Origin of the sequence: Mesorhizobium sp. M0166, from assembly GCF_040322255.1 — a bacterium.
Taxonomy (GTDB): Bacteria; Pseudomonadota; Alphaproteobacteria; order Rhizobiales; family Rhizobiaceae; genus Mesorhizobium.
In genome coordinates this window covers 80,212-106,591 of the sequence record NZ_JAMYTD010000005.1, presented here as the reverse complement: position 1 = coordinate 106,591, position 26,380 = coordinate 80,212, and the positions used below count along the sequence as shown (strand labels likewise).

Below are 26,380 nucleotides of genomic sequence, written 5' to 3'. Positions count from 1 at the left end.
AAGCCAACGGTGGAGAGGCACTGATCGCGATTGGCCGAGATCGCGGCCAGCTATCGACAACGTGCCCGGATGCCGCCGCTTCGGCCAAGCGCAATGCCCCGCTACTTCTTCGATTCCGATGAAGACGGAATCGTCTATTCCGACGATCAGGGAACGTTATACGACGATGTCCCGCTGGTCAGGAAAGAAGCCCTTCGCACATTGGGCGAGATGGCCAGGGATGGCCTTCCTCATCGCAGGATTGCAGTCAAGGTCCGGGACGACTATGGCGGTCTGGTCCTTGACGTGGCCTTGACCTTTGCCGTCGAAACGCGGCACTTCGACGAGCGGATTTTCCAGATCGACTTGCGCACGAGCTGACGCCTCGATCGTCATCGCTCCGACCATGAGATTTCTGAAGCAGCCGGCATCTTCCCTAAACCGGAACATTAGAAGTCTCTGATTGTTATCCTAAGCAGCGGGAACCTCCCGGGTTTCAGCTGCAGATCGGGCTGCAACCCGGTCGGCCCGCGCCCTCCGCCAGAGGCGCGGGCTTCGTTTGTTTAGCCGATGCGCAACGCCGTCCGGCAGCAGCATATTGGAGACCTGCGGGAGCATTAGTAGCATCAGTCGCTACCGCGGCGCCCTGGCGCCCAGGCAACGGAGCCCGTCGTCCGACAGGGCGGCGGGCTTTTGACGCGGGTCGCTCCTCACTCAACCGTTGGAATTCTGGCCGGCGCCGCTTCGCGTGGCATGGGGTAAGGTGCCCTGACGCAGCGCCGGCCAAGCGGAAATCAGGTCCGCCGCAGCCAGATAGTAGCCGCGCTGGCGCAGCAGGTAATTGCGTGATCGCGGAAGCCGCACCATTGCAGAGCACTCCCAGCAGTTCGGCCTGTGCAGCGGCAGAACCGCGGCATTCATTCATTCTGACGATGCACCGGACGCCCGGACGGCGGAAATTGGACGCCGCGCTCGCGCTCAATTCAGCGATCGGCGGTGCCCCCTGCACATTCGGAAAGGCCATTCTATCCTTGTGGCGCCTGGATTCTTATCAGATCGTGGCAAGGATTGCCTTTCCGGCCGCGTTTGCCGGCGTTCTGCTGTTCGCCCTTTTGCCGGAGCGCCTCCTGCAGGGTCTTGGCCTGGCTTTCACGTTTGATTACGACAAGCTCAATCACGCCGCCGCCTTCGTCGTCCTTGCGGCTCTCGGAAGTCTCGGCTGGCCGGAACGCAAGGCGAAGCTGATTGTACTCCTCGTTCTCACCGGCGCGGCGATCGAGGGTCTTCAGGCCGTGCAACTGATAGGGCGCGACCCGGATCTGTTCGACTGGGTGGCCGACTGCGCGGGAATCGCGTGCGGGCTGACAATTGCAGGCTGGACAAAGCGGCTCGCCGGCGGATTGCCATAGCTCGAAAGCGCAGAATCGGCGCGCCCGTGCCCCAATAAGGGGAAAATGGCCGGCGCCACTTGGGGGGCGCGTTGGGGTAAGTTGCCTGATGGGGCGCCGGCCAGGCGGAAAAAATCAGGTCCGCCAGAAAATAACATAGCAGGAATGGCAAAGCGCGGCAGTAGCGTGATCGCGGAAGGTCCGCGTTCGCGCCTCCGGTGCGGTGACCCGTTTTGGATCAACAATTCTGGCACCTGAATTGCACTGTAGGCACTGCCGGTAACCCCGGCAACGTCCCCGAATATGGGGCCTCGCCGCTTCGCAAATGGGGCGGCGGGCCTTTTTTTGCAGGACGTTGAAAAGTAGGCCGATCAGCGGCTAGCCGATTACGGTGTGCTTGCCCGATTTTCCCTACCAAGTGCTTATTCTCACAAGAGAAATTCCAACGCGCGCAAGCATCGGTGCTTGACACAGGTTCTGACAACTGGATAAGTGGATACACAGATACGCTCTGATTGGACCCTGGACATGGCAGCTGACGCAATCGGGCCGTTGGGCATCACGACCGCCGAGGAGGAGGCTTATCGCCACATTCAGCGGGCCCTGAGGATGGGGCGTTATCGGGCCGGGGACCGGCTGATCCCAGAAGAGATCGCGACTGAAATCGGCATGAGCCGCATGCCGGTTCGCGAAGCATTCCGCCAGCTGGCCGCGGAAGGTCTTGTGGTCATTCGCCCGAACCGTGGCTGCATCGTCGCCGGGCTTACCCTCGATGAGATCTACGAAACATTTGAAATACGCTCGGCGCTCGAAGGGTTGGCGGTAAGGCTTGCCATGCCGCACATCGATGTCGAAGTGCTTGAAGAACTGGAACGCCAGCTCGACCGCATGGAGCGCGCCAGCCAGACCGGCAGCAGCGACTGGGTCGTGCGCCATCAGGCCTTCCATCTGCAGATTTGCCAATTGAGCAACAGACCCAAGCTGGTCCGGCAGATTGCCAGCCTGCACGTCGTGATCGAGCCCTACCTGCGCATCTGGTTCGACTATGTCGACAAGCCCGCCAGCGCGCGTGCCGAGCACGAGATCCTGATCGACGTGCTGCGGTCAGGTGATGCCGGCAAGGCAGAGATCGTCATGCGGGATCATATCGTCGAGACGGCACCGCTTCTGGCCAACTTCGCAAGTCCCGGCCGCCGCTAGGAAATATCATCTAACTCGTTGAAGCCGGAAGATAATCCGGCACGACGAAAGGGAACTGCCATACCGGCAAAAAGAGGAGAATGACATGAAAATTAGCCGCATCGCAGCCATTGCGTCGGTCCTGTTCGGCCTGGTCCAGGCCGCCGTTGCACAAGAAACACCAAAGGCAATTACCATTGCCACCGAAGGAGCCTACGCGCCCTGGAATTTCACAACAGCCGACGGCAAGCTGGACGGCTTCGAAGTCGATCTCGCCAATGATCTGTGCGGGCGAATGAAGATCGAGTGCAAGATCGTCGCACAGGACTGGGACGGCATGATCCCCGCGCTGACCGTCGGCAAGTTCGACGTGATCATGGCGAGCATGTTCATCACTGAAAAACGTTTGAAGGTCATCGACTTTACCCAGCCATATGCGGTGGATCCCTCAGGTTTCGCGGTCGCAAAGGATAGCGAACTGGGCAAGCTCGGCATTTCCAATGAGCGGTTCAAGCTGGACAATGAAGCCTCTGCGCAGGCGGCAATCGACAAGCTCAAGCCATTGCTGAAGGGAAAGATCATTGGCGTTCAGGCCGCAACGGCGAACCTGGAATTCGTGAAAAAATACTTCTCGGACGTCGCCGAGATTCGCGAATACAAGACCACCGAGCAACACGATCTCGATCTCGCCGCCGGTCGCATCGACGCGCTCTTCGCACAGCAGACAGCGCTGGCCGCCACGCTGAGCAAACCGGAGTTCAGCGACTATACGCTTGCAGGACCAGGATTTGTCGGGGGGCTCTTCGGTCTTGGCTCCGGTGCCGGTATCCGCAAAGAGGACACCAAGCTGAAAGACATGCTCAACGGCGCCATCGACGCCGCGATCGCAGATGGCACGATCAAAACCCTGTCGCTTAAATGGCTCAAGAGCGACGTCACTCCAGTCAAGTAGGCGCTTGTCGGCGAACGGCCATTCCTGACCACGTTCCGGAGCTGAGCCGTTCGCCCTGCCGGGGGTATCAATGGTTGACGCATTCCGGCTGCTTGGTTTCCAGCACGGAGGTTGGGGGGCTGCTCTTCTCGTGGCGGCCTCGGTTACAGTGCTTCTGTCTGTGCTGGGCTTTGCGCTTGGCACTGTATTCGGTGGGCTGGCAGCGGCCGGGCGTCTCCGCAACTCCAAGGTATTGAGGTTCTTGGCCCTTGGCTATTGCACCGTTTTCAGAGGCGTGCCCGACCTTCTGACCATTTATCTGCTTTACTATGGAGGAAGCGTCGCCCTGACCTCGCTTGGTCATAGCCTGGGCGGATCCGGATTCGTCGGCGTTCCGGCCTTTGCCACTGGAACCTTGGCTATCGCGATCATCTCGGGCGCCTATCAAGCCGAGGTCTATCGAGGGGCTTACCTCGCCATCGACCAGGGACAGCACGATGCCGCTTGCGCGCTTGGTCTCAACCGGCTGCAGCGGCTGCGACAGGTTATTTTTCCCCAGCTCCTGAGATACGCCCTGCCGGGTCTCGGCAATGTGTGGCAGTTGGTTCTGAAGGACTCGTCGCTGATATCGGTAATCGGCCTCGTTGAACTGATGCGCCAGGCACAGATCGCTGCAGGTTCGACCCGTGAACCGTTTATCTTCTACATTGCTGCAGCCTTGCTCTATCTGGCTATCGCTTCCGTCACCGGCCATGCCTTTTACCGTCTGGAACGAAAGGCGCCTTGGCGCGTCCGGTCGGCATGATAGATTTCGGTTTTTTCCTCGAGATCCTGCCGAAGCTCCTTGCCGGTCTGCCGCTTACGATGGAACTGGCCCTGACTTCCATTGTTGCCGGCTTCGTTCTTGCCGTCACATTGGCGCTTGCCCAGCAATCGGAATCGCCCTTCGTCGTTTTGCCGATCCGTGGCTTTGTTGCCATGTTCAGGGGCACGCCTCTGCTGGTGCAGATTTTTCTGACCTATTATGGCCTTGGTCAGTTCCGGCACCAACTGTCGGCAATTGGATTATGGGCCGTTTTCCGAGAACCCTACTGGTGCGCAATCATCGCCCTGACACTCAACACCACCGCCTATGGCAGCGAAATCCTCCGCGGCGCGATTCAATCGGTGCCACGCGGCCTTGTCGAGGCGGCCCGGTCTGTCGGCCTGTCCACCTGTCTGACTTATCGGCACGTTATCCTGCCGCTGGCCTTTCGCCAGGCGCTGCCGAGTTACGGCAATGAAATCATCCTGATGATCAAGGGCACGTCTCTGGCTTCCATCGTGACCTTGATGGAGGTGACTGGAATTGCGCAGGGATTGATCTCGCAGACCTACCGCGCCTTTGAAGTCTTCATCTGCGCGGGCGCCATTTATCTCACTTTGAACTTCGCGATCATCCGTGCCTTGGCGGCACTCGAATACTGGATGTCGCGGCATCTGCGGCACCGCCCCTCGACGATGAGCGACGCCGCCTCTTGAGCACGATCAGAAGGGCATAGCATGCGAAATTTTGAGAAACCAACGCGCTCGGTCGTCGTTTCACGCGAGGCCATGGCCGCCACCTCTCATCCGTCGGCAACCCTGACGGCGGTCGAGATCATGGCGGCCGGCGGCAACGCCATGGATGCCGCCATCGCAGCCTGCGCAGTGCAATGTGTCGTCGAGCCAGCCTCGACCGGCATTGGGGGCGACTGCTTCGCTCTCCTGTCGCGAAACGGATCCGGCGAGGTCATCGCCTACAACGGATCGGGCAGGACACCCGCGGCCCTCACAATTGACTGGTTCCTCGAACGTGGCATGGCCGAGGTGGCCCGCAATTCTCCTGGCTCCGTCACCATCCCGGGAGCGATCGATGCCTGGACCAGATTGCACGCTGATCATGGACACATGCCCTTCGATCAAATCCTGGCCCCCGCTATACGTTTCGCCGAGGAAGGCTACGCCATTTCACCGCGGGTCCATCGTGACTGGGCGTTGGAGGAAGAACTTCTGGCCTCCGATGTGACGGCGAAACGGATTTTCCTGCCAAACGGCCGCGCACCACGCGTTGGCGAAGTGCATCGCCAGCCTGAGTTGGCTGCAACGCTGCGGCTGATCGCCGAAAAAGGACGAGAGGCCTTCTACACTGGCCCTGTGGCCGAAGACATGGTCGCCTATCTTCGTGGGCTCGGCGGATTGCACGCACTCGAAGATTTCGCCTCGGCAACAGGCGAATACGTGACCCCGATCAGCACGGCGTTTCGAGGCTGCGATGTGTTCGAATGTCCGCCGAATGGCCAGGGTGTGATCGCGCTGCTCATTCTAAACATCCTCTCGCGTTTCCAAGCCAACGGCGACCCGCAATCCGCCGACCGGCTTCACCTGGAAATCGAAGCGACACGCCTCGCTTACGCCGCGCGTGACCTGCTCGTCGCCGATCCCGACGCGTCCGAGGTCCCGGTGGCCGACATGTTGTCGAATGCCTGGGCCGATCGTCTGGCCGGCATGATTGACCCAAAGCGCGCTCGCGCGGACCTGCCCGCGTTCGATATGCCGCTGCACAGCGACACGGTGTATATTTCCGTTGTCGACAAGGATCGCAATGCGGTCAGTTTCATCAACTCGGTCTTCGACAGCTTTGGCTCGGGCCTGGTCTCGCCACGCTCCGGTGTCGTCTTGCACAATCGCGGGCAAAGCTTTTCGCTTGACCCCAGGCACCCCAATGCAGTGGCGCCGAACAAGCGGCCTTTGCATACCATCATACCCGGGATGCTTGCGAGAAGCGGCCGGGCAGAAATGCCTTTCGGCGTTATGGGTGGCTACTACCAGGCAATGGGCCACGCGCACCTGCTGACGAAGGTGCTCGACTTCGGGATGGATCTGCAGGAGGCGATTGATCTGCCGCGGGTCGCCCCGGTCAGCGGCACCATGAAGGTCCAGGCCGAACACGGGCTCGCTGGCGAAACCGCGGCTGAACTTAGCCGGCGCGGTTTCGAAATCATTCCCGCCACGGACCCGATCGGCGGTGCGCAGGCCATTCGCATCGACTGGGCAAACGGGACCCTGCTGGGCGGTTCTGAACCGCGCAAAGACGGCTGCGCCCTCGGTCTGTAGAGCGGTTATGGCCAAAGCGGGATCCAAGATGCCGAAGACGTTCTTCATCGACATTTGGCCCGCGAGCAGGGGTCGCTGGCGCCATGGTCCAGATAATTCTTGCACGCCATCGACAATCCGATCGCCGATCGGCGCGAGGTTGTTACCTATGTCTCCGGGCCGTACAGGGAAAAATGGTGCCCAGAGGCGGATTCGAACCACCGACACGCGGATTTTCAGTCCGCTGTCGGTCATTGATATTGTTCAGATTTTAGGCCGAATGTCGCGTTTGTGTCGCGTCAAGCCAAAAGCGCCCGCTCGGCCTGAACTCGTTGCCCTGTTCAGCGCCCAAACGCGCGTGCCGTGGTGCCGACAGTCATTCAGATGGATGATGGTGTGGTTCGGCGCTCACAGTAAGCTTTGATCCCCAGGCGTTTTTAGAGACTTTCTGAGGTCCATGTATGGGCGCAAGCGGCGCGACGACGGAGGTGTTGGCGCAGGCGCCGGGGTCGGCGTCGTCGAGGCTCGCACGCCTGGAAGCCACCACGACCGACGTCGACCAACGGGCAACCGAGGGGCGCTCGATCGATCGGGAGATGGCACGGGCGACGAGCCAGTTCGATAGCGACCAGCCGCAAGCGCAGGCGATCGAGAAGCAATTGCAAGTTCTCACGTCAACCGGCAACGCTGTCGCGGCTCAACAGACGGGACTGCACGCCATGGAAAGGCAATCTTCCGCCGCATCGCATCTCCTCCAAAACTTTTTGCGGCGTCGGCAGGATGCCAGCGAGCGGGGTCAACTCGGCCAGGCGGATGCCAGAGTATTTACGCTCGCCACACCGCCGGAGCGGGCGAGTTCGCTTCATCCGATCTTTCTGCTTCCTGTTCGGGAGATCCCTACATGATTATCGAGTTGTTCGGTCCGCCGGGCGCAGGCAAGACGACCCTTCTCCGCGCCCTTTGCCGTGAGCTGGCGAAACACGACATCCGTGTGAAGACCGTCAACGGCTATCGCCGGATTGATTTTGTCTCTTTCGGCAGCGAAGTCGATTCGGTCGAGGATGAAGGCCCGGAGACACGCCATGGCATCCAGCGTCTGGTGCACAAGCTCGCCACCGCGAGTCCGGTCTTGTTCTCGACCCCGCCGAGCGAGGGGGCCGCTGCGCGGCTTTTGGCATCGATCCCTCCAAAAAGTCGAATATGGGCATTGCGTCTGAAGGTCGACGTCGTTTTGCTCTTCGAAGCCTGGAATACGGCGCAGGCCTCAGAAGGGTACTTCATTTTCGAAGAGGGCATCGTTCAGGCGTTGTGTGCGCTCGTCCTGTTGGGACGAGATCAAAGTATCGACATGGTTCGTAATTGCCTGACGTTCCTGCCGCGACCGGATCTCCTCATTCAAGTCGACGCGCCCGGGGAAACGCTGCGCCACCGGCTCATTGAGCGGTATGCGCGGCAGCCATACCTAGAGCGCCTTCTCGAAGTCGGAGTGGTCAGGGGCCTGAAGCAAGCGGATATCGCGAGGGAGATCGGTCAATGCCTGCAAGACAAATGGCCGCTGATGCGTGTCGACGGCCTCGACCCACGCAATTTCGAACAGGTCGTCGCGCGCATCGTGGGGCACGGATTGCCCGCGACGGCATGCGTCGGGCCAGACTAGAGGCGCGAGTTGCATGGTGCTCACGGTGAGATCGTTGGTTGGCATTCGCAGATTTCTGCGGGCGCAGTGGCGACCGTTAGGGAGCGCCCATGAGAACCGTGCACCCGCTCGTCCGGATTACCGAGCAAGCCATCAGACGGTTGGGTACGGTGCCCATTACTCCGACACGTTCCGGTCCGGCTACTATGCAGCTCTGTGGTCGGGTATCGAAAAGCCTTTGGTCGAACGTACTCTCCTGCCTGTCGGCGGGCCGAACCGGAAATGCCTGGACTTCGCATGCGGCACAGGCCGCATAGCAAATATCGCCGCTCAATTTTTTGGTGAAGTCGTCGGCGTTGACATCTCCCAATCTATGCTGGCTAGCGCACGGGTTCCGAAGAACGTGAGATTGGTCCGCGCTGATCTTACGTTCTCTCCGCTTGTCGAAAGGTTCGACGTGGTCACGGCATTCAGATTCTTCCTCAATGCTGAAGATGAGCTCAGGAAGGATGCACTGTCGGCCATCAGCGCGCATTTGAACGAAGGTGGATTGCTAATCTCGAATATCCACATGAATGCGACCTCGCCAATAGGGCTGGTCTGCCGCATTCTGAACCGTTATGCAGGAGGGACAGTCCGCCACACTTTGAGCATTAAACGATACGAGCAGATGCTCATTGCAAATGGCTTTATTGTCGAGCGGATAGTTGGGTACGGTTTTTTGCCGCGACCCGGGAATTTGCTGCCAAGACTCTGCGAAATATTGATCGTGCCGTTTGAAAGGATCTGCGCAAGTGCCAGGATTCCGGCGGGGCTTGCGCAGAATTTCCTGGTGGTTGCCAGAAAGCGGTAAAGCCGGCGGGCACATGAAATTTGAAACCGAGCATTTGCCATGAGGCTGGTCTTTGTTGAAGCCATTGGCAGGAAAGTATCGAGTGTCGTTTTTGGCTGCGCTTCGCTTGGCTCAATCAGTTCGCAACGCGGCGCGACATGAAATGCCGTAAGTCGCCAAGTTGGCGACACCGCAAGCCATTAATTTTATATGAGGAAGTAGTGGTGCCCAGAGGCGGATTCGAACCACCGACACGCGGATTTTCAGTCCGCTGCTCTACCAACTGAGCTATCTGGGCCTGCTCCGGCACGCGGCAATCTGCACACCGGGTTCATGAAAGCGCCGTCGGCACCCCTTGAAAGCGCGTGGGTTATAGCACGGGAATTCGGCCTGTCCAGCGCTTAGAGCATGATCCCGAAAAGTGGAATCCGGTTTTCGGAAAAGACAAAACGCCAGACCCTGTTCCATCCGATCTATCCGGATGGGAACAGGGCCTGGACATTGATTTCAGGCGGGAAACGAGAGGCAGTCGGCAAGGCCGATCATCGGTCACGATCGCGGCCGCGAAACCGTCCCAAGCTTGTGGAAAACCGCAGGCGGACGGCGCTATTTCTGGTCGTCGTTGTCGTCCTCGTCGTCGCGACCCGGGATGACGTAGACCCCCTTCAGCCACCGGTTGAGGTCGATGTCCTTGCAGCGCTTCGAGCAGAACGGATAGGTTTCGCGCGCCGATGGCTTGCCGCATTCGGGGCAGGGCCGCTTGGGACGTAACGGCGTGACCTTGTCGTCCGGGCTCATAGCCGCGCACCCGACAGCCAGTTGGCGTGCACCTTGAACCCTTCCCCGCTCAAAAGCGCCACCGTCTCGTAGAGCGGTAGGCCGACGACGTTGGTGTAGGAGCCGACAAGCTTGACGACGAAGGCGCCGGCAAGCCCCTGGACGCCATAGCCGCCGGCCTTGCCGCGCCATTCTCCCGACGCGATGTAGGCCTCGATCTCCTCGCGCGGCAGCCGCTTGAAGCGGACCCTGGTCTCGACCAGCCGCAAGCGCTGCTTGCCGCCCGGCGTGATCAGGCAGATGCCCGAATAGACGCGGTGCGAACGGCCGGACAAAAGCCCGAGGCAGTTGGCGGCGTCGTCGCGCGTCTCGGCCTTGGGCAGGATGCGCCGCCCCACCGCAACCACCGTGTCGGCGGCCAGCACGAAGCTCGGCGCGTAGTCCGTCTCGGTCTTCAGCGAGGCCAGCGCCTTTTCGGCCTTCTGCGTCGCCAGGCGCTTGGCCAGCGAGCGCGGGTGTTCGGCGCGCAGCGGCGTCTCGTCGACATCGGCCGGCAACACACGGTCCGGCTCGATGCCGGCCTGCTGCAGCAGCTCGATCCGGCGCGGCGAACCCGAGGCAAGCACGAGCTTCTGCAAAATGCCCATCGCGATCCCGGCCGGGTCCTTGAACTTACTTGAAGCGGTAGGTGATGCGGCCCTTGGTCAGGTCGTAGGGCGTCATCTCGACCAGGACCTTGTCGCCGGTCAAAACGCGGATGCGGTTCTTGCGCATGCGGCCGGCCGTGTGGGCGATGATTTCATGTTCGTTTTCGAGCTTGACCCTGAACATCGCGTTGGGCAGCAGTTCCGTCACGACACCCGGAAACTCGAGGACTTCTTCCTTCGGCATTCGATACCTTTGCTTGGATGGGTACTTCCAGCGCCCCGGCCGGAAAGTTGCGCGGAACCTATATGATAAACGTCCGCTTGTGAACATGCTTAATCCGCGGCGTTTTCAGCCCCGTTGCCGAGAAAACGGCGGCCGATCCGCGCCTTCAGCCGCTCGCGTACGTCGCGGTAGGCGGCCATGATCTGCTCGCGCGTGCCGCTGACGCCGGTCGGGTCGGGCATCGGCCAATACTCGACCTCAACGGCCAGCGAGCGGGTGAGCTCGAGCGCGGTGTGGTGAGCTTCCGGCGCCAGCGTCACGATCAGATCGAAATAGTCGTCCTCGAGGTCGTCCATCGTTCTCGGGTGCCGTTCGCCAAGCGACAGCCCTTCTTCGGCCAGCACGGCATCGACGAACGGATCGCGTTCGCCGCCGCGCACTCCTGCCGAGGCGACGAAGGTGGTGGGCGGAAGCACCTTGCGCGCCAGCAATTCGGCCATCGGCGAGCGCACGGCGTTCATGCCGCAGACAAACAGGATCGAGCGGGGCAGGATCGGGCGGGGCAGCGGGGCAGCCAGTTCAGCCTCGCCAGTGCAGCACGCAAACCAGCGTGAACAGCCGGCGCGCCGTGTCGAAGTCAATCTCGATCTTGCCGGCAAGCCGGTCCATCAGCGTCTGCGAGCCTTCATTGTGCAGGCCGCGCCGGCCCATGTCGATCGCCTCGATGTGGCTGGGCGTCGCGGTGCGGATGGCATCGTAATAGCTTTCGCAGATCATGTAGTAGTCCTTGACGATCCGCCGAAGCGGCGTCAGCGACAGGATGTGGGTGACCACGGCGGCGCCGTCCTCTCGCGCCACCGCGAACACCAGCCGGGACTCGGCCAGCGACAGTTTCAGCCGGTACGGCCCGGCGCCGTCGTCATTGACCGGCTGGAAGCGGTTCTCCTCGATCAGGTCGAAGATCGCCACCGCCCGCTCATGCTCGACATCAGGCGTCGAGCGGCCGATCGTCTCGTCGAGCTCGACATCGATCAGCCTGGCGCGGGTTTGGTCGTAGTCGGACATTTCTACATGTTCAGCCGGATGGCGACGGAGCGTCCATGTGCATCGAGGCCTTCCGCCTTGGCCAGCGTGATCGCCGCCGGCGCCAGTGCCCGCAACTGCTCCGGCCCGAGCTTCAGGATCGACGTGCGCTTGACGAAATCGAGCACCGAAAGCCCGGACGAAAAGCGCGCCGAGCGCGCCGTCGGCAGCACGTGGTTGGAGCCGGCGACATAGTCGCCAATGGCTTCCGGCGTGTGGCGGCCGAGAAACACCGCGCCGGCATTGCGCATCCGCGCCAGGAAGGCCTCGGGGTCGTCGATGGCAAGCTCGACATGTTCGGCCGCGATGCGGTCGACCAGCGGCAGTGCTGCCTCGATCGTCGGCACCAGGACTATGGCGCCGAAATCGCGCCAGCTCGCCGCCGCCGTTTCTCGGCGCGGCAGGTTCTGTAATTGGCGTTCGACTGCCTGTTCGACCGCTGCGCCAAAGGCACGGTCGTTGGTGATCAGTATCGACTGCGCCGACACGTCATGTTCGGCCTGGGCGAGCAGGTCGGCGGCGATCCAGTCGGGATCGTTGCTGCCGTCGGCGACGACCAGCACTTCCGACGGCCCGGCGATCATGTCGATGCCGACCGTGCCGAACACCTGGCGTTTGGCCGCAGCGACATAGGCATTGCCGGGGCCGACGATCTTGGCGACCGGCTTTATCGTCTCGGTGCCATAGGCAAGGGCCGCGATCGCCTGGGCGCCGCCGACGCGGTAGATTTCGGAGACGCCGGCAAGGTCGGCCGCCACCAGCACCAGCGGCGGCACCTCGCCGTCGGTGGCCGGCACCACCATGGCGATGCGCTCGACGCCGGCGACCTTGGCCGGCACGGCATTCATCAGCACCGAGCTTGGATAGCTCGCCGTACCGCCCGGCACGTAGAGCCCGACGGCCTCGATCGCCGTCCAGCGCGAGCCGAGCTCGACGCCGGCGGCATCGGTGTAGCGGTCGTCCTGCGGCAGCTGCCGCTGGTGATGGGAGCGTATGCGCTCGCGCGCGAATTTCAGCGCTTCGACCGTCTGCGGATCGGCGGCTTGGTAGGCCCTGGCAATGTCATCCCTGGAGACGGCGATGCCGAGCCTGGCCAGGTCGCCGCCGCCGAACTTCTGCGTGTACCCGATAAGCGCCGCGTCACCCTCGGCGCGCACCTTGGCGATGATCTCGCGCACCACGGCGTCGACATCGGCCGAGACTTCCCGTTTGGTCAGCAGGAACGCGGCAAAGCGCTGCTCGAAATCGGGGTCGGATTGGCGAAGCGTGACGGCCATCGGCTCAAACCCTGTGGACCGGGCGCGACGTCGCTTCCCAGGCGCCGCCGACATCGGCAAGCCGTGCCTCGATGCATTCGACGTCGAGCATGATTGTGCCGCCGCCCGAAAAGATCAGCTCGACGATGCCGGCCGGCTTGTCGAGCGCGAGAAAGCTGATCGCCAGCAGCGACAGCACTTCGTCGGGCTTGTCGCGGGCAATGCCACTGGTCTTGGCGCCGAGCACCCGGTCGAAATGCAGCACCGCCTGCCGCCGCTCATTGTGCTGGCGGAAGAAGCCGGATTTCGCCTCCCAGACGAAGCGGTTCATGGTCAGCACGAAGCGCTTTACCGAAGGCAGGTATTCGAGATCGCTGACCTTCATGACAGCATCCTGGACATGCGCCGAGATGATGCTCAGATCCTGATCGTCGAGTGCGACAAGCTTGAGGCCATTCATGCGGAATTCGCACCTGCGAAGGTTTACATTTGGCCTTCTGTTAGGCGGTCTTGGCGATGCGCGCAACCGGACCGCAAGCCTTGCGGAAAGGCTCTAGCCCGAAATGCGCTCGATCTCCGCGCCGCAGCCGGACAGCTTTTCCTCCAGCCGCTCGAAGCCGCGGTCGAGGTGGTAGACGCGGTTGACCGTGGTTTCGCCTTCGGCCGCAAGGCCGGCGATGACCAGCGACACCGAGGCGCGAAGGTCGGTCGCCATGACCGGCGCGCCCTTCAGCTTCGCGACGCCCTCGACGATCGCCGTCTGGCCGGACAGCGTGATGTGGGCGCCGAGCCGGGCGAGTTCCTGGACGTGCATGAAGCGGTTTTCGAAGATCGTCTCGGTGATGCGCGACTTGCCCTTGGCCATCGTCATCAGGCCCATGAACTGCGCCTGCAGATCGGTCGGGAAAGCCGGGAAGGGGGCCGTCGTCACGTCGACCGGCGAAATGCCGGCGCCGTTGCGCCTGACGCGGATACCGGAATTGGTCTGCGTGATCTCAGCGCCCGTCTGCGAGATGATGTCGAGCGCCGTCTGCAACAGGTCGGGCCGGGCGCCTTCCAGCACGACGTCGCCGCCGGTCATCGCCACCGCCATCGCATAGGTGCCGGTCTCGATACGATCGGGGATCACCCTGACACGGGCGCCCGACAGCGCCTCGACGCCGTCGATGGTGATGGTCGCCGTACCGGCGCCGGAGATCTTCGCGCCCATGGCATTGAGGCATTCGGCGAGGTTGACGATCTCGGGCTCGCGGGCGGCATTTTCGAGCACCGTCTCGCCCTTGGCCAGAGAGGCCGCCATCATCAACACATGGGTGGCGCCGACCGAGACTTTCGGGAACACATAACGGTTTCCGACAAGCCTGCCGTTCCTGGTTTTGGCGATGACGTAGCCGGTGTCGACATCGATATCGGCGCCCAGCGCCTGCAGACCTTCCAGGAACAGGTCGACCGGGCGCGTGCCGATGGCGCAACCGCCGGGCAGCGACACCTTGGCCTCGCCCATGCGGGCCAGCAGCGGGCCGATCACCCAGAACGAGGCCCGCATCTTCGACACCAGCTCGTAAGGCGCCGTCGTGTCGACGATGTTACGGGCGGAGAAAGTGATGGTTCGCGAATAGCCTTCCTGCTGCTTTTCGCGGCGTCCATTGACCGAATAGTCGACGCCGTGATTGCCGAGGATGCGGATCAGCTGCTCGACATCGGCCAGATGCGGCACGTTTTCCAGCGTCAGCGTGTCGTCCGTCAAAAGCGAGGCGATCATCAGCGGCAGCGCGGCGTTTTTGGCGCCCGAGATCGGGATGCTTCCGGCAAGCTTATTGCCGCCGACAATTCTGATGCGATCCATGAAGAGCGTCCCCTCGGCGCAAAGGCCGGTTTAAATCGGTTGAGTCTGTTGCGGCCGTCTAGACCATTGGCCGGCTTGGTTCAAGAAACAGGCTACTCCCCACTTTGGCCCACGCCGACTTTGGCCAAAGTACCGGCGATAAACATAGCCGATTCGCGTTAATCTTTTTTCATCGCCGCCTGCAGCCCCTCCGGCCGCTCGTCGGCGTCGCCGGTCCTTCGCGAGCGCGATTGCGCCTTGCGCTTCTGCAGGTTGGCGCGCAGCTGCTCGGCCAGCCGATCCTTGCGGCCCGTTCCGGCCTTTTTCGCTGAACCATCCTTCTCCGGTGGTCCATCCTTGTTCGGAGAAACTGTCTTGCCGTTCATCGTTCCGTCCCGGCCGGCGACCCGCCGGTGCGGATCAAGGGATAGCCAACATTGTGGCACGGCCATGTCCGCAACGATCGACCGGTGCGGCCTTTCAACCCGGCCCCGTTTTGTGCCCCTGTCTTGGCCTTGCGCTTGCCGGTTCGATATGGCAGAAGCCCGCCATCGGCGGCTGCGGTAGCTCAGTGGTAGAGCACTCCCTTGGTAAGGGAGAGGTCGAGAGTTCAATCCTCTCTCGCAGCACCAGATTTTCGGTCACCGAGGATTTGTGTTGCGCCTGAATTTCATTGCCCTTTGACTCGCCGTGTAATTGCGGCCTTTAGGGCGCCGACCCAGCATGCTCCTGGACCCGGCTTGCAGCGCCGTTCCCGCATCTCGCGATTTTTCGGACGCAGCGCCGCTCCCGGGTCACATGGCATCGGGCGGTGCAAGAAAACAGTTCTCATGCTCTTCGGTCGGATGAAGGCAAATCGCTGCTGCCGCGTGATCTTCCGATGATCCCCAGGCCTCAGGATGACAACCCAGCCACCGGGACGAACATGAACCGCCCGCGCTGGGATTCGCTGACACTCGCCGTGTTCCGCGTCGCCGTGACAGCAGGCCGGCGGATAGCCCCAGCCGGACGGGGCATCATGCGCCCTCGAGGGAACCAAAAACCCTGGCGACGAAAGTGCCGCAAGGACGACCGCGGCAGTGGCTCGGCGCCGCGCCATTCCCTTTTCCGGTTGCCGCTTCGGCCACATGTTGAAGATCATATGCCTGCTAATTAGCACTAGCTAATAAAAAGATGCTGGAGCGTCCTCCTGTGCAGCCGTTCTCGCGTTCCGCTCCGGCATGCTGCCTACCCCGTGTCTCTCCCTCCATTTTGTTGACTTTTGAAATAGTCACAGCTAATATAGAGAAAGCTAATGTTAGGAGAGTAACCCCCTTTTATCTCAACTACTTGAGTTCCCTTCAGAATTAATAGAAGTCAGCGATCAACCGCCCCCCAGAGTTTCATAAGCTCATGAGGATAGATGGCAGATGCATGTCCTATCCTTTAGCGCACTGGTCGCAGGATTGCTGAAAATTGTGCTGGTCTCTGTCCAGTATACTCACGCTAATCCTTATACGAACGGTCTCTCTCCTGATGAAAATCGCGAGAAGGTTGTCTTTGACGATCCGATTAACGAAGTCGACGTCGCAATCGTTCTTGCGGCCGACATGTCCGGCTCCATCAACCACATAGAGGCCAAGCTACAGCGCGAGAGCTATGCCGCTGCTTTGGAATCAGCAACCGTGCTTAACGTGATCAAAGAGGGTGTGCACGGCAAGATCGCCGTCACCTTTGTCGAATGGTCGAGCCGCGGCTCCTTGGAAACCAGGGTGGGCTGGACCATTCTTTCCGATGCAAATGATGCGGCCGTCATCGCTGAGGCACTCCGGAAGAAGTCGGAAAGGCGACGATCTGGTCCGCGCGGATCGAATACGTCGATCTCATACGCGATCGACGCCTCTGTGGACGCCTTTGACAAACTGCCTGTCCCAACGTTGCGCAGAATCATCGATATTTCAGGCGACGGATCAAACAATGACGGAACGTCCGTCGAGGACAGCCGTCAGAGAGCACTCCAGAAAGCCATTGTAATTAATGGCCTTCCAATAGGCGCTGACGTTGAAAATGGTGAGACGACGACGGAATATTATTCGAGGCACGTGATCGGAGGACCCGGCTCGTTCGTCATTCCCGCCGACAGTGCCGCTGCCTTTCAATCGGCAATAATCAGGAAGTTAATTCGAGAAGTGAGTTCCGCCTCCGGCAAAGCACGTTCTTAGACGGATCCTGCAGTCTGCCCGACGAAGCTAAGAAAGGTTCGAGCGATTTTGGGGCGGTCCAAAAATCGGCCACGCTGATCTCGAAGCAAAACGGTAGTCGACGGCCCCGTTTAGGGTTCGAAGCAGTCTTGCCCAGACTACTGTGTCTGACGTGAGTCCAACGGTCCAGCCGTCCAAAATCAGTCCGCGCATGGCAGCCAGAGCCGTTCGGGCGGGCGCTCGAAAATGCCTGAGGTGCCAAGCATCTCGCCATGCCAGGAAAATGCCAAGGTCGAGGTGGGAAAGCATCTGGTCTGCCCCTGCCGCAGGCGGCGTAACAAAGCTTGCAGCCGGGAACAATCACTCAACCCTCGCGTTTCTTGCCAAGACCCGCCTCTTTTCCACGGGCAGCGGGCCTCGAAGGCTCGCAAATGTCGCGCCGGCGTTTCAATCGCACTCGCCTCAGCCCTCACGATTTGGCTATTTGTGAACGCGTGTTTGATCAGGTTTGCGCAGATGAACGCATTGACCCTCTAAGCCTGGATGCCGAAGCCTTGGCGGTGATGATTGTCGCAATCTTCCGAAACGTGACTACCAATGAGCGCGAACTGCTGGAGGAAGTTAGGTCTCTTCGTCGCTCAAAAGGCACAGAGAAGGCGCACTAGCCTGGCGGCGTTCCGAGGCGAATTGGTCTGGTCCCGCTTTGGCACAGCCGTTTGGTCGGCCGCTTCGGCCGCATCGGCGGCCCTGTCGATCTTGCTGGCTCAATGAGCAAGTCAGATGCCCTCTGCCGCGTGCCGCGACGCGTGCTTAAGCCTTCCTCATCCGCGCGGCCTTCGCCCTTTTCCGCGGACCGTGAGAACGCCGTCCATCGGAATAATTCGGGCGAAGGACTCGTTAGTTCCTTAGACGATGCTAAATATGGAAAAGTGTCCGAATGTCACTTCATGAAGCCCGCCAGTCAGGCTGCGGCTTGCTCTGGCCTAACCTCGAAGGGAACCAGGGATGAAAATTTCGGCCTCTTTCACGAGACGAAGTGTTGTCGCCGGGCTGGCGCTGGCCGCCGCATCAACGTCGGTATTGCCTGCCGACAAGGCGCTCGCCCAGACGAAGAAAACCACATCCGAGAAAAGTCTGTATGAGCGACTGGGGGGTGTGTTCGCCATCGCAGCGGTGATCGATCATTTCAGCGACGCCGTCGTGAAGAACCCCATCGTCGGCCAGAAGTCCAAGAACCCGCAATTGCGCAAATGGCACACCAAGAACCTTGAAAGGTTGCCCGGCCTCAAGTTCATGCGCACGCTGTGGGTCTGCGACGTTTCCGGTGGGCCCTTCAAGTTCGTCGCCACCAAGCCCGGCGCGACGCCGCTCGGCCTCGAGGAAGCGCATCGCGACCTGCGGATCTCCCCAGCGGAATTCGATGAGGTCGCAGCGGAACTCGGGCGGACCCTGGATCACTTCAAAATTCCGAAGCCTGAGAAAACCGAAGTCCTGGAAGCTTTCGCCGCCCACAAGGACGAGGTCACCGCCGGCTACGTCAAGCGGGGCTGAAGCGCTTATATCGTGCGGGCATCCGTTCTGAGCATGGCGCGCGTCGCTGTGACTATGCAGCGCGGCCGCAGCTCAGCGGGCAATTATCCCGATGGTTCCTACTCCGAACCTGCCCGAGCTGTCTCCACTTGGAGCGACCCTTCCGGCAGCGGTCGCAGGAGTTCAGCCTCGGACCTCGTCAGGTGGATCCACGCCGCCCAGTCCGATGGCCGCAGCACAACCACTTGCCGGTTGTGATATGGCGCGACATCCGGGCCTGGCTCGCTCGTCAGCATCGTGAACGTCGGCGGCTTGTTGCCGACACCCTCGCGCCACAGCCCGGCAATTGCCATGAACGAATGGCCATTCAGCGAGAACCTGTGCTTGGTCTTTGGATATTTCGTTCCCGTGAATTCGAAGAATGCCGACGCGGGAACGAGACAGCGCTTGCTGTTGCCGAACTGCCGGCCCTCCGAGCGAAAGTTGAACACAGGTCCGCCTTTTGGTCCGGCCGGAGGAAAGCCGAACGTCATCGACGCCAGTTCGATTGCGTCGCCGGCAGCCCGCATTACCGGGGCGGGATCGTTGATGTGGATGTCATCCGCCTGCGGCAGATCCAGTTCGGTTTGATGACTGGGGATATTGAGCGCCAGCGATTTCATCATCCGGCAATACTCGGCCCAGGCGATGTGCTGCTCGTAGTCATTGCACATGGAATGGCTCCGCACGCTCGATCGAGATCAGTTCAATATATGGCGCTTGTTGGCGCTGATTGCTGGCGGATTTGATTATAAGCCTATTTGGGCCGGCGTGCGGCAGCGATGGCCTGCAACAGATTGATGCTGCTCACGTCGGGTTCGCTGGATGCGGCAACGGCAAGTGCGGCGGCCTCGGCTATTTTCGCGACGTCGTCGCTGCTGATCGTTCCGCGCTTTTCCAGAAGATTTACAAGTTCGACAACGAGAAGAAAGGCGTTCACGCCATATCGTTCGGCTTTGAGCTCGAACTCGCCTCGAGCCAATTTCTCCGCGTCTCCTTCAGCCCGTTTGTCCACGTTGGCGTCCTCTCCTATGGCGACAAGCTATTAACGCTTAGCACGAATGGTTTAATCCTTCGAACTCGCCACAACCTTCGCCAATTGCCGGGCATAGTGTCGCCGGTGGCAAGGGCATGGGTTCAGCCAAGGATGAGACCAACCAACAGAACGGTAAGAATAAAGGACAGCACGACGGCAAGTAGCCCGCATGCTTCCAAAGTGTTGGTTTGCCAAGCTTTCGTCGGGCGCCTCCGGTTTGAATTCCTGTTTCGCGAAACAAACTTCATCGGGCACCAGATCGGACGCGGAGCCGGCTTGAATTCGGCAAAGTGCTCCTCTTCATCGGCCCGGAAGGCATCTCCGCGAAACTCCGGAGCACCGTATGCGCGGCGCTGGCCTGCCTTTCATCGACGCGTGCCATCACCAGTACGACACCCTGTGCGATCTTCGGCTTGCGCGGCTTCTGGGCGAAATCGGCAAAAGTTCCGAGAAGCACGCCGGCAAAGCCGCCCCACGCCGCACCGACCAGGGCCATCCCGGTCATGCCCGCAGGATCAATGTCTTGAGCTCCAAAAGCACTGAAACCGGCCAACAGACCAGCCGTCGCGCCAAGTGCGGCACCAGCAACCGCACCCCGCCAGAGAACGCTCACCTCATCATCGTAATATCCAGCAACGCTGATCGGTTCATCGTTGTCGTTGTAAGATCCGACGACGCTGATCTGGCGGCGGCGAATCCCGGCGGCCTGAAGCCTGGCAACGGCACGTGCTGCCTGGGCATGGGAATTGAACAGTCTGCTGATCGTTTGCATTTACGGCCAGGCCCGAAGCTCGTTCGGAGCGTCGGGCCTCTCCTCCCTGGCTTTGAACTCTCCGCCCGGACGCATCTTCGTCGCGCCAAAGCTCACCACAACGTGAGCCGGCGGGCTACGTTCCTCAGCCGGGGCTTCGGTCCAATCCTGGAGTATTTTGCTTGGGACCTAAGTCTGACCTGCTTGAGTGCAACGGACAGCGAGGCCATGCCGGCGGGGGAGCCGCTGCCGAGGCGAAGAGGTCGAAGAGAGGGCTAGGACGCTACCGCAGACCCAAAAAGCTCAAAATGGCGATTACGATCACAATGGCGCCGACCAGCCAGATAATGTTGTTCATCATTACGCTCCTTCGCCTACGGGCTGGGCGCACGCCGAGGCGAAGCCCGCCACGCATGTAGAACATTAGATATGGCTAAAGGTTCCTCGCGGGCCTTGCTGTCGAAAGAGCCCGCCGCACCAGTCGGCACGGCGGGCGACGCACATTTGCCGGGTGATGGGCAGCGTAAGGCGTTGCGTCCAAGACCTAGCTGATGCTTCTGGACCAGTTATCTATTTGGCGCTCCGCCTCTTCCTTGGCGATGCCATATCGCTCCTGGATCCGGCCTGCCAGCTGGTCCCGGTTGCCCTCGATCCGATCGAGATCATCGTCGGTGAGGTCACCCCACTGCTCTTTCGCCTTGCCTTTGAACTGCGTCCATTTTCCCTTGATTTGATCCCAGTTCATATGTTCCTCCTTGCTTCCTGGGCCCGTACTGAGCGGAGCGCGGACCGATCCGCATTTCGATGTTGGTTACGAATGAAGATTAGCAGCCGCTAAAAGTTCCGGTGCCGGCGCAAAAAGCCCGCCGTGCCCGTGCCGGACTGCGAGCTGATGTTGATGCTATCCAAAGCTTGATTGCCGTTCGCAGCGCCATCTTATCCCGTTGAAGTCGCCGGACTTCTTGCTTGCTGGCTTTGGCCGGCAAGCCTCGAGAGGCTGCCCGGCAGCATTGTTCTGTCCTTGCCGATCATCAGCACGCCGCTGTCGGGCGCTAGCAGGGCCGAGAACGGCAGCATCGCCGCGCCGATCGGCGAGGCCTCGGGGCCGAATTGTCCCGAGACGATTTCCGGCGCCACGATGCCGATGGCGCTGACCCTGTTGAACTGGGTCTGCACCTTTGCCAGCAACTCGAGATGGATCGGCCGCGGCAGGATGCTGTCGAGAACGATCGCCTCGATGTCAATGACCGAAGTGATGGCGATGATCGCCTCGACCAGCGCATTGGCGCAATCGTCGATCCATTCGGACAGCGGTTCGCGCGCCCCCGGCGGCAAGGGATCGAGCTCGCGCACGCGGTTGATCTCGATGCCTCGCGATTTGAGATGATTGACCAGCACATAGATCGAAGCGCGATGCAGTAGGCTCTGGTAGCGCGCCGGCTTGGCCGCCACCGAATCGAGGCTTGAAGGCGAGACCGGCAAAGGACCGAGCGCGGCGCTGTTGCCGTGCGGCCCGGTATGGACCTTGCCGCCTTGCACCAGTCCACCGCCGACAAAGGTATCGATCGAGATATGCATGAAGTCGCGGAAGCGCGCGCCGGTCCCCTGGATGAGTTCGGCGAGTGCGGCCGATGACGCGTCGTTTTCCACGAAGACCGGGGTCGTCGGCTTTGTGGCAAAGAACGTCGTCAGATCGATTGCTTCCCAGCGGCTGCCAAGATCGTCGGGAAAGCCGAGCTCTTCGCTCCAGCCGCCGAGGAAATATGGCGAGGCGATGCCGACGCCGACAATGCTGGCATCGCCAAGCCCCTCGACCAGCTTGTCGAAATTGGCGAGCGACATGTTGCCGGCCTTGAGCACCATATCGGGATCTGGAAAGCGATATTCATGCGACTCGCGGGAGCGGACCTCGCCGGCAAAGTCGACGAGCACGGCTTCCAGCGCTCGACGGCCGATCTTGATGCCGACGCTGTAGATACGCTCGGGTGCAAGTCGGTAGAGAGTGGATGGCGATCCGCGTTGTCCGAACCTTTTTCCCACTTGCTTTACGAATCCGGACGATTCCAGCCCGTCGACAATGGTTGCGACTGCAGCCGGCGTCAGATTTGCGGCGCGCGCTAAATCGGACTTGGATGCCTCCTTCAGGCGGCGAATGGCATCCAGCACGAAGCGCTCGTTATAATGCCGAACCTTGACCGAATTGCTGCCTTTTCCGGACAAAACCGGCGCCTCCTCATTTCATTCCCGCAGAGCCACTCCAGCCGCTTGCAGCTTTGAGGGTGCCGCGGGGTCGAGCACTCCAATCGCACCCGTGCGCGACGCGACAGTGCCCCTCGCGGCCATGGAAGTCAATTTTCCAGTTGCGGCATTCAGCCATTTAATATAGCAAATTGAAAAAACAGGACCAGGGAGGAAAGGTGCTGCACTTGGGCGCATTAGGCGAAGCCGATGCCATGGTGAAGAGCGACGCGGCTGTCCCCGTTGCCCTGGTTCAGGCGACAAAAGCCTTCGGCGGCACGATTGCCCTCAAGGACGCGTCCTTCGAATTGCGCTCAGGTGAGGTGCTGGCTCTGCTTGGCGAAAACGGCGCCGGCAAAAGCACCTGCGTAAAGCTGCTGGCCGGCGTGTATCTCCCGACCGGCGGCCATGTCGAAGTCGATGGCAAGCCTGTGGTCTTTCATTCGCCGCACGACGCCCAGGCTGCCGGCATCTCGGTCATGCACCAGCACCCCGGTCTTTTCCCGGATCTTTCGGTGGCGGAAAACATCTATCTCGGCCATATGCCGCGCGACCGCTTCGGCGGTATCGACAACGCCGCCATGCTTGCCGGCGCGCGCAGGGTGCTGGCGACAGTCGGCCTCGACGTGCCGGCCGAAACCCGGCTCGGAACGTTGCGCACCTCCGAACAGCAACTGGTCGAGATCGCCCGCGCCCTGTCGCTCGACGCGCGGGTGCTGATCATGGACGAGCCGACGGCCGCCCTGTCGCAGCGCGAGGTCGAGCGGCTGTTCGCCGTCGTCGCCGACCTGCGGCTGCACGGCGTGGCGATGATGTTCGTCGGCCACCGCATGGACGAGATTTTCCGCATCGCCGACCGCATCGCGGTGCTGCGCGACGGGCGTCTCATTGGTGTCAAGCCGAAGGCCGAGCTTGGCCGCGCCGCCGCCATCGGCATGATGGTCGGCCGCGAGGTCACCGACCTCTATCCGCAGCGAAACCACGCCACCGGCGCACTGGTGCTGGAGGCGAGGGGGCTTTCACACGCCGGCGGCTTTTCCAATATCGACTTCAAGCTCCATGCCGGCGAGGTGCTCGGGCTCGGCGGCCTGGTCGGCAGCGGGCGGACCGAGATCGCGCGCGTGCTGTTCGGCATCGACCAGCCCGATGCCGGCGAAATCCTGATCGACGGCGAGACTGTGCGCTTCGCGTCGGCGCGTGACGCCATGGATGCGCGCATCGCCTATGTCTCGGAAGACCGCATGGGCCAGAGCCTGGTGATGGATTTTTCCATCCTCGACAACGCCGTGCTGCCCGTCCTCGACAAGGCGGCCCGCTCCGGCGTCTACGGCACGAACCGCGCGATCGATCTGGTTTCGGACTGGCTGAAGCGCATGAAGCTTCGCTTTTCCGGCTACGCGCAGCCGGTGAAGGAACTGTCCGGCGGCAACCAGCAGAAGGTGGTGTTGGCCAAGTGGCTGCGCACCGAACCGCGCGTCCTCATCCTCGACGAACCGACGCAAGGCATCGACGTCGGCACCAAGGCGGAAGTGCATGCAATGATCGCCGACCTTGCAGCGCAAGGCATGGCCATCATCCTGATCTCCTCCGAAATGCCCGAGCTCATCGGCATGTGCGACCGCATCATCGTCCTGCGCGAAGGCCATCGGACGGCCGAATTCAGCAGGGGCGAAGCTACCCAGGAAAAGGTGCTGGAAGCAGCGACGAAAGCCGGCGAAAGCGCCGATGCGGCGGCACAGGCCGCCGGTGAGGAGACAAGAAAAGGACCGCTCGACATACTGAAGCGGCGGGAGTTCGGCCTGCTCGCCGCGATGCTGGCGGTCGCCATCCCGGTCACCATCATCAACCCGCGCATGGTGAGCGCTGCAAACCTGACCGCGGTGTCGATGGATGCCGCGCTGCTCGTCGTAGCGGCACTCGCGCAGATGCTGGTGCTTATCACCCGCAACATCGACCTTTCGATCGCAGCGGTGATCGGCCTGTCGGCTTACATGGCGGCCAGCATGGTCCAGGCCTATCCGGGGCTCGACATTGGCATCGGCCTGATGACCGCATGCGCCGTCGGTGGTGTCGCCGGCCTGATCAACGGCCTCGTCGTCACCAGGGGAAAGATCCCGGCGATCGTCGTCACGCTGGCCTCGATGTCGATCTTCCGCGGCTTCAACTCGATCTGGGCGGCCGGCGACCAGATCAGCGCCGACGAAGTCACGCAAGCCTGGCTCGACATGACCGGCCTGAAGATCGCCGGCGTGCCGCTGATCGTCGTCATCGCGATCGTCATCCTGTGCCTGGGTTATGTGCTGCTCTATCGCACCGCCGTCGGCCGCGAACTGTTCGCCGCCGGCTCCAATCCGGACGGCGCGCGTCTGATCGGCATCCCCGTTGACCGCCGCATCCTGCTGGCCTTTGGCATGGCCGGCCTGCTCGGCGGCCTGTGCGGCGCGCTGTGGGCATCGCGCTATGCGACCATCGACGCCCGCGTCGCGCTCGGCTTCGAACTCACCGTCATCGCGTCGGCGGTGGTCGGCGGCGTCGCCATCCGCGGTGGTTCGGGCACATTGCTCGGCATCATTCTCGGAGCCCTCACACTGCTCGTCATCAAGAACGGGCTGACGCTGGTGCGCGTCGACCCGCTGTGGCTGCAGGGCGTCTACGGCCTGGTTATCCTGGTCGCCATCGGCATCGACACCTTCATCGTGCGGCGTGCCGAGCAGGCAAGACAGGCGAGGGCGCGGTGAAAAAGTTCCTCCGTTCGATCGACTTCTGGGATCTGCTGCTGGCGACCTCTTGCGTGGCCATCTTCCTCTATGCCGCGATCTTCGTGCCGAATTTCGTTTCCGGCTTCAATCTTTCGCAACTGGCCGCCAGCGCCTCGGAAAAGGCATTGCTGATCCTGCCGATGACGCTGCTCATCATTACCCGCGAAATCGACCTGTCGATCGCCTCGGTGCTGGCGCTGACCTCCGTCGTCTTTGGCTTGCTGGTCCAGGCCGGTGTGCCGACGCTTGCCGCAATCCCGCTGACGCTCGCCGTCGGCGGCCTGCTCGGCGCCTTCAACGGCTATCTGGTCTCGGGTCTTGGACTGCAGTCGTTGGTTGTGACGCTCGGCACCATGGCGCTCTATCGAGGCATTGGCTACATCCTGCTCGGCACCGGCTCGGTCAACATCCTGCCGCCCGCGGTCGTCGACTTCGGCATCAACAACCTGCCGGGCACCGAGATACCGTGGACCATCGTGCCCTTCCTGGTGCTGGCGCCGGTGTTCGCGGTCGTGCTGCAGAAGACGCCGACCGGCAAGCGCATCTACGCGCTCGGCGGCAGCCCCGAAGTGGCGCGCTATTCCGGCATAAACACGCGCCGGATGGTGCTGAACCTGTTCGTCGTCTCGGGCGTCGTCGCGGCGATAGCCGGCATCGTCTATACCGCGCGCCTTTCCAACGCCCGCGCCAACAACGCGCTCGGCATGGAGCTCGATGTCATCACCATCGTGCTGCTCGGCGGCGTCAGCGTCTTTGGCGGCAAGGGCCGCCTGACCGGCGTCATGCTGGCACTGGTCCTCATCGCCATCATCCGTAACGTGCTGGCGCTGAACCAGATCGGTGGCGACGCGCAGGGCATGATCATCGGCCTGCTTCTGATCGGTTCGCTGCTGGTCGGCAATTACTGGCGCTCCACACAGGAGATGCTCAATAGATCCCGCGCAATGCGGGAGACAAAGGGGTGATCTCGGGCCCCT

The 26,380-nt window shown here is 61.5% G+C and carries 29 protein-coding genes and 2 tRNA genes; 15 read left to right on the top strand and 16 right to left on the bottom strand.

All coding sequences use genetic code 11. The annotated features are described in order from the left end of the window. Window positions 1-30 precede the first annotated feature (30 nt). Window positions 31-360 (top strand): DUF6894 family protein, encoded by a 330-nt coding sequence (locus NKJ46_RS08820; protein ID WP_352664122.1) that lies wholly within the window; start codon window positions 31-33, stop codon window positions 358-360. A gap of 333 nt (window positions 361-693) precedes the next feature. Here NKJ46_RS08820 and NKJ46_RS08815 read toward each other — a convergent pair whose 3' ends face one another. Further along, window positions 694-846, bottom strand: a complete 153-nt coding sequence (locus NKJ46_RS08815) for a hypothetical protein (RefSeq protein ID WP_352664120.1) — start codon at window positions 844-846, stop codon at window positions 694-696. Window positions 847-938: 92 nt separating this feature from the next. On the opposite strand from NKJ46_RS08815, the gene NKJ46_RS08810 reads away from it, so the two are divergent. The 9 genes from NKJ46_RS08810 to NKJ46_RS08770 all read left to right on the top strand — a co-directional run bounded on the left by NKJ46_RS08810 (window position 939) and on the right by NKJ46_RS08770 (window position 9,080). Next, on the top strand, window positions 939-1,388 hold the full coding sequence (locus tag NKJ46_RS08810; RefSeq protein ID WP_352664118.1) for a VanZ family protein: 450 nt from the start codon (window positions 939-941) through the stop codon (window positions 1,386-1,388). A gap of 531 nt (window positions 1,389-1,919) precedes the next feature. After that, window positions 1,920-2,567 (top strand): GntR family transcriptional regulator, encoded by a 648-nt coding sequence (locus NKJ46_RS08805; protein WP_352664116.1) that lies wholly within the window; start codon window positions 1,920-1,922, stop codon window positions 2,565-2,567. Between the two features lie 85 nt (window positions 2,568-2,652). Continuing rightward, complete coding sequence (locus NKJ46_RS08800) at window positions 2,653-3,498, top strand: transporter substrate-binding domain-containing protein (protein WP_352664114.1); 846 nt, start codon at window positions 2,653-2,655, stop codon at window positions 3,496-3,498. Window positions 3,499-3,568: 70 nt separating this feature from the next. Then, the gene (locus NKJ46_RS08795; RefSeq protein ID WP_352664112.1) at window positions 3,569-4,282 is read left to right on the top strand and encodes an ABC transporter permease; all 714 of its coding nucleotides are present in this window, start codon (window positions 3,569-3,571) and stop codon (window positions 4,280-4,282) included. Further along, complete coding sequence (locus NKJ46_RS08790) at window positions 4,279-4,998, top strand: ABC transporter permease (protein WP_352664355.1); 720 nt, start codon at window positions 4,279-4,281, stop codon at window positions 4,996-4,998. The genes NKJ46_RS08795 and NKJ46_RS08790 overlap by 4 nt, the downstream gene beginning before the upstream one ends. A 21-nt stretch (window positions 4,999-5,019) precedes the next feature. Beyond that, window positions 5,020-6,612 carry a gamma-glutamyltransferase gene (gene ggt / locus NKJ46_RS08785; protein ID WP_352664110.1) on the top strand — a complete coding sequence of 531 codons (1,593 nt, stop codon included), beginning with the start codon at window positions 5,020-5,022 and terminating at the stop codon, window positions 6,610-6,612. 440 nt (window positions 6,613-7,052) lie between these two features. Then, the gene (locus NKJ46_RS08780) at window positions 7,053-7,496 is read left to right on the top strand and encodes a hypothetical protein (RefSeq protein ID WP_352664108.1); all 444 of its coding nucleotides are present in this window, start codon (window positions 7,053-7,055) and stop codon (window positions 7,494-7,496) included. After that, on the top strand, window positions 7,493-8,248 hold the full coding sequence (locus tag NKJ46_RS08775) for an AAA family ATPase (RefSeq protein WP_352664106.1): 756 nt from the start codon (window positions 7,493-7,495) through the stop codon (window positions 8,246-8,248). Before NKJ46_RS08780 ends, NKJ46_RS08775 begins: the two co-directional genes overlap by 4 nt. A 13-nt stretch (window positions 8,249-8,261) precedes the next feature. Then, complete coding sequence (locus NKJ46_RS08770) at window positions 8,262-9,080, top strand: class I SAM-dependent DNA methyltransferase (protein WP_352664104.1); 819 nt, start codon at window positions 8,262-8,264, stop codon at window positions 9,078-9,080. 201 nt (window positions 9,081-9,281) lie between these two features. Here the strand turns inward: NKJ46_RS08770 and NKJ46_RS08765 are convergent. The 10 genes from NKJ46_RS08765 to NKJ46_RS08720 all read right to left on the bottom strand — a co-directional run bounded on the left by NKJ46_RS08765 (window position 9,282) and on the right by NKJ46_RS08720 (window position 15,256). Next, a tRNA-Phe gene (locus NKJ46_RS08765) sits at window positions 9,282-9,357 on the bottom strand. 308 nt (window positions 9,358-9,665) lie between these two features. Beyond that, entirely contained in the window at window positions 9,666-9,857 is a 192-nt protein-coding gene (gene yacG, locus NKJ46_RS08760) for a DNA gyrase inhibitor YacG (protein ID WP_352488273.1), read from the bottom strand. Then, window positions 9,854-10,483, bottom strand: a complete 630-nt coding sequence (locus NKJ46_RS08755; RefSeq protein WP_352664102.1) for a Maf-like protein — start codon at window positions 10,481-10,483, stop codon at window positions 9,854-9,856. Before NKJ46_RS08755 ends, yacG begins: the two co-directional genes overlap by 4 nt. A gap of 25 nt (window positions 10,484-10,508) precedes the next feature. Continuing rightward, entirely contained in the window at window positions 10,509-10,727 is a 219-nt protein-coding gene (gene infA / locus NKJ46_RS08750) for a translation initiation factor IF-1 (protein ID WP_006200926.1), read from the bottom strand. 89 nt (window positions 10,728-10,816) lie between these two features. Next, complete coding sequence (locus NKJ46_RS08745) at window positions 10,817-11,284, bottom strand: arsenate-mycothiol transferase ArsC (RefSeq protein ID WP_292663983.1); 468 nt, start codon at window positions 11,282-11,284, stop codon at window positions 10,817-10,819. A 1-nt stretch (window position 11,285) separates the two neighbouring features. After that, a complete protein-coding gene (locus tag NKJ46_RS08740; RefSeq protein ID WP_292663977.1) occupies window positions 11,286-11,771 on the bottom strand; it encodes a UPF0262 family protein in 486 nt (161 codons plus the stop codon). A 2-nt stretch (window positions 11,772-11,773) separates the two neighbouring features. Further along, window positions 11,774-13,066: a histidinol dehydrogenase gene (gene hisD, locus NKJ46_RS08735; protein WP_352664100.1), complete on the bottom strand. Its 1,293-nt coding sequence runs from the start codon at window positions 13,064-13,066 to the stop codon at window positions 11,774-11,776. Window positions 13,067-13,070: 4 nt separating this feature from the next. Then, on the bottom strand, window positions 13,071-13,505 hold the full coding sequence (locus tag NKJ46_RS08730; RefSeq protein WP_352488277.1) for a DUF2948 family protein: 435 nt from the start codon (window positions 13,503-13,505) through the stop codon (window positions 13,071-13,073). A gap of 93 nt (window positions 13,506-13,598) precedes the next feature. After that, entirely contained in the window at window positions 13,599-14,891 is a 1,293-nt protein-coding gene (murA, locus tag NKJ46_RS08725; RefSeq protein ID WP_352664098.1) for a UDP-N-acetylglucosamine 1-carboxyvinyltransferase, read from the bottom strand. A 158-nt stretch (window positions 14,892-15,049) separates the two neighbouring features. Continuing rightward, entirely contained in the window at window positions 15,050-15,256 is a 207-nt protein-coding gene (locus NKJ46_RS08720; RefSeq protein ID WP_352664096.1) for a hypothetical protein, read from the bottom strand. A 171-nt stretch (window positions 15,257-15,427) separates the two neighbouring features. Between NKJ46_RS08720 and NKJ46_RS08715 the strand changes: the two genes are divergently transcribed. The 3 genes from NKJ46_RS08715 to NKJ46_RS08700 all read left to right on the top strand — a co-directional run bounded on the left by NKJ46_RS08715 (window position 15,428) and on the right by NKJ46_RS08700 (window position 18,601). Further along, a tRNA-Thr gene (locus tag NKJ46_RS08715) sits at window positions 15,428-15,502 on the top strand. A 777-nt stretch (window positions 15,503-16,279) separates the two neighbouring features. Then, window positions 16,280-17,071 carry a DUF1194 domain-containing protein gene (locus NKJ46_RS08705; protein WP_352488279.1) on the top strand — a complete coding sequence of 264 codons (792 nt, stop codon included), beginning with the start codon at window positions 16,280-16,282 and terminating at the stop codon, window positions 17,069-17,071. 984 nt (window positions 17,072-18,055) lie between these two features. Then, window positions 18,056-18,601 carry a group I truncated hemoglobin gene (locus NKJ46_RS08700; RefSeq protein WP_352664094.1) on the top strand — a complete coding sequence of 182 codons (546 nt, stop codon included), beginning with the start codon at window positions 18,056-18,058 and terminating at the stop codon, window positions 18,599-18,601. 98 nt (window positions 18,602-18,699) lie between these two features. On the opposite strand, the gene NKJ46_RS08695 is transcribed toward NKJ46_RS08700, so the two are convergent. The 5 genes from NKJ46_RS08695 to NKJ46_RS08675 form a co-directional block, all read right to left on the bottom strand. Then, window positions 18,700-19,293, bottom strand: a complete 594-nt coding sequence (locus NKJ46_RS08695; protein WP_352664092.1) for an SOS response-associated peptidase — start codon at window positions 19,291-19,293, stop codon at window positions 18,700-18,702. An 83-nt stretch (window positions 19,294-19,376) separates the two neighbouring features. Next, window positions 19,377-19,634: a hypothetical protein gene (locus NKJ46_RS08690; protein ID WP_352664090.1), complete on the bottom strand. Its 258-nt coding sequence runs from the start codon at window positions 19,632-19,634 to the stop codon at window positions 19,377-19,379. Between the two features lie 265 nt (window positions 19,635-19,899). Continuing rightward, the gene (locus NKJ46_RS08685) at window positions 19,900-20,427 is read right to left on the bottom strand and encodes a hypothetical protein (protein ID WP_352664088.1); all 528 of its coding nucleotides are present in this window, start codon (window positions 20,425-20,427) and stop codon (window positions 19,900-19,902) included. 523 nt (window positions 20,428-20,950) lie between these two features. Next, window positions 20,951-21,151, bottom strand: a complete 201-nt coding sequence (locus NKJ46_RS08680; RefSeq protein WP_352664086.1) for a CsbD family protein — start codon at window positions 21,149-21,151, stop codon at window positions 20,951-20,953. A gap of 191 nt (window positions 21,152-21,342) precedes the next feature. After that, a complete protein-coding gene (locus NKJ46_RS08675; RefSeq protein WP_352664084.1) occupies window positions 21,343-22,626 on the bottom strand; it encodes an ROK family transcriptional regulator in 1,284 nt (427 codons plus the stop codon). 197 nt (window positions 22,627-22,823) lie between these two features. On the opposite strand from NKJ46_RS08675, the gene NKJ46_RS08670 reads away from it, so the two are divergent. Both NKJ46_RS08670 and NKJ46_RS08665 read left to right on the top strand, forming a co-directional pair. Beyond that, window positions 22,824-25,382, top strand: coding sequence for an ATP-binding cassette domain-containing protein (locus tag NKJ46_RS08670; protein WP_352664082.1), 2,559 nt, complete (start codon window positions 22,824-22,826; stop codon window positions 25,380-25,382). Further along, complete coding sequence (locus NKJ46_RS08665) at window positions 25,379-26,368, top strand: ABC transporter permease (RefSeq protein WP_352664080.1); 990 nt, start codon at window positions 25,379-25,381, stop codon at window positions 26,366-26,368. Before NKJ46_RS08670 ends, NKJ46_RS08665 begins: the two co-directional genes overlap by 4 nt. The last annotated feature ends 12 nt before the right edge of the window (window positions 26,369-26,380 follow it).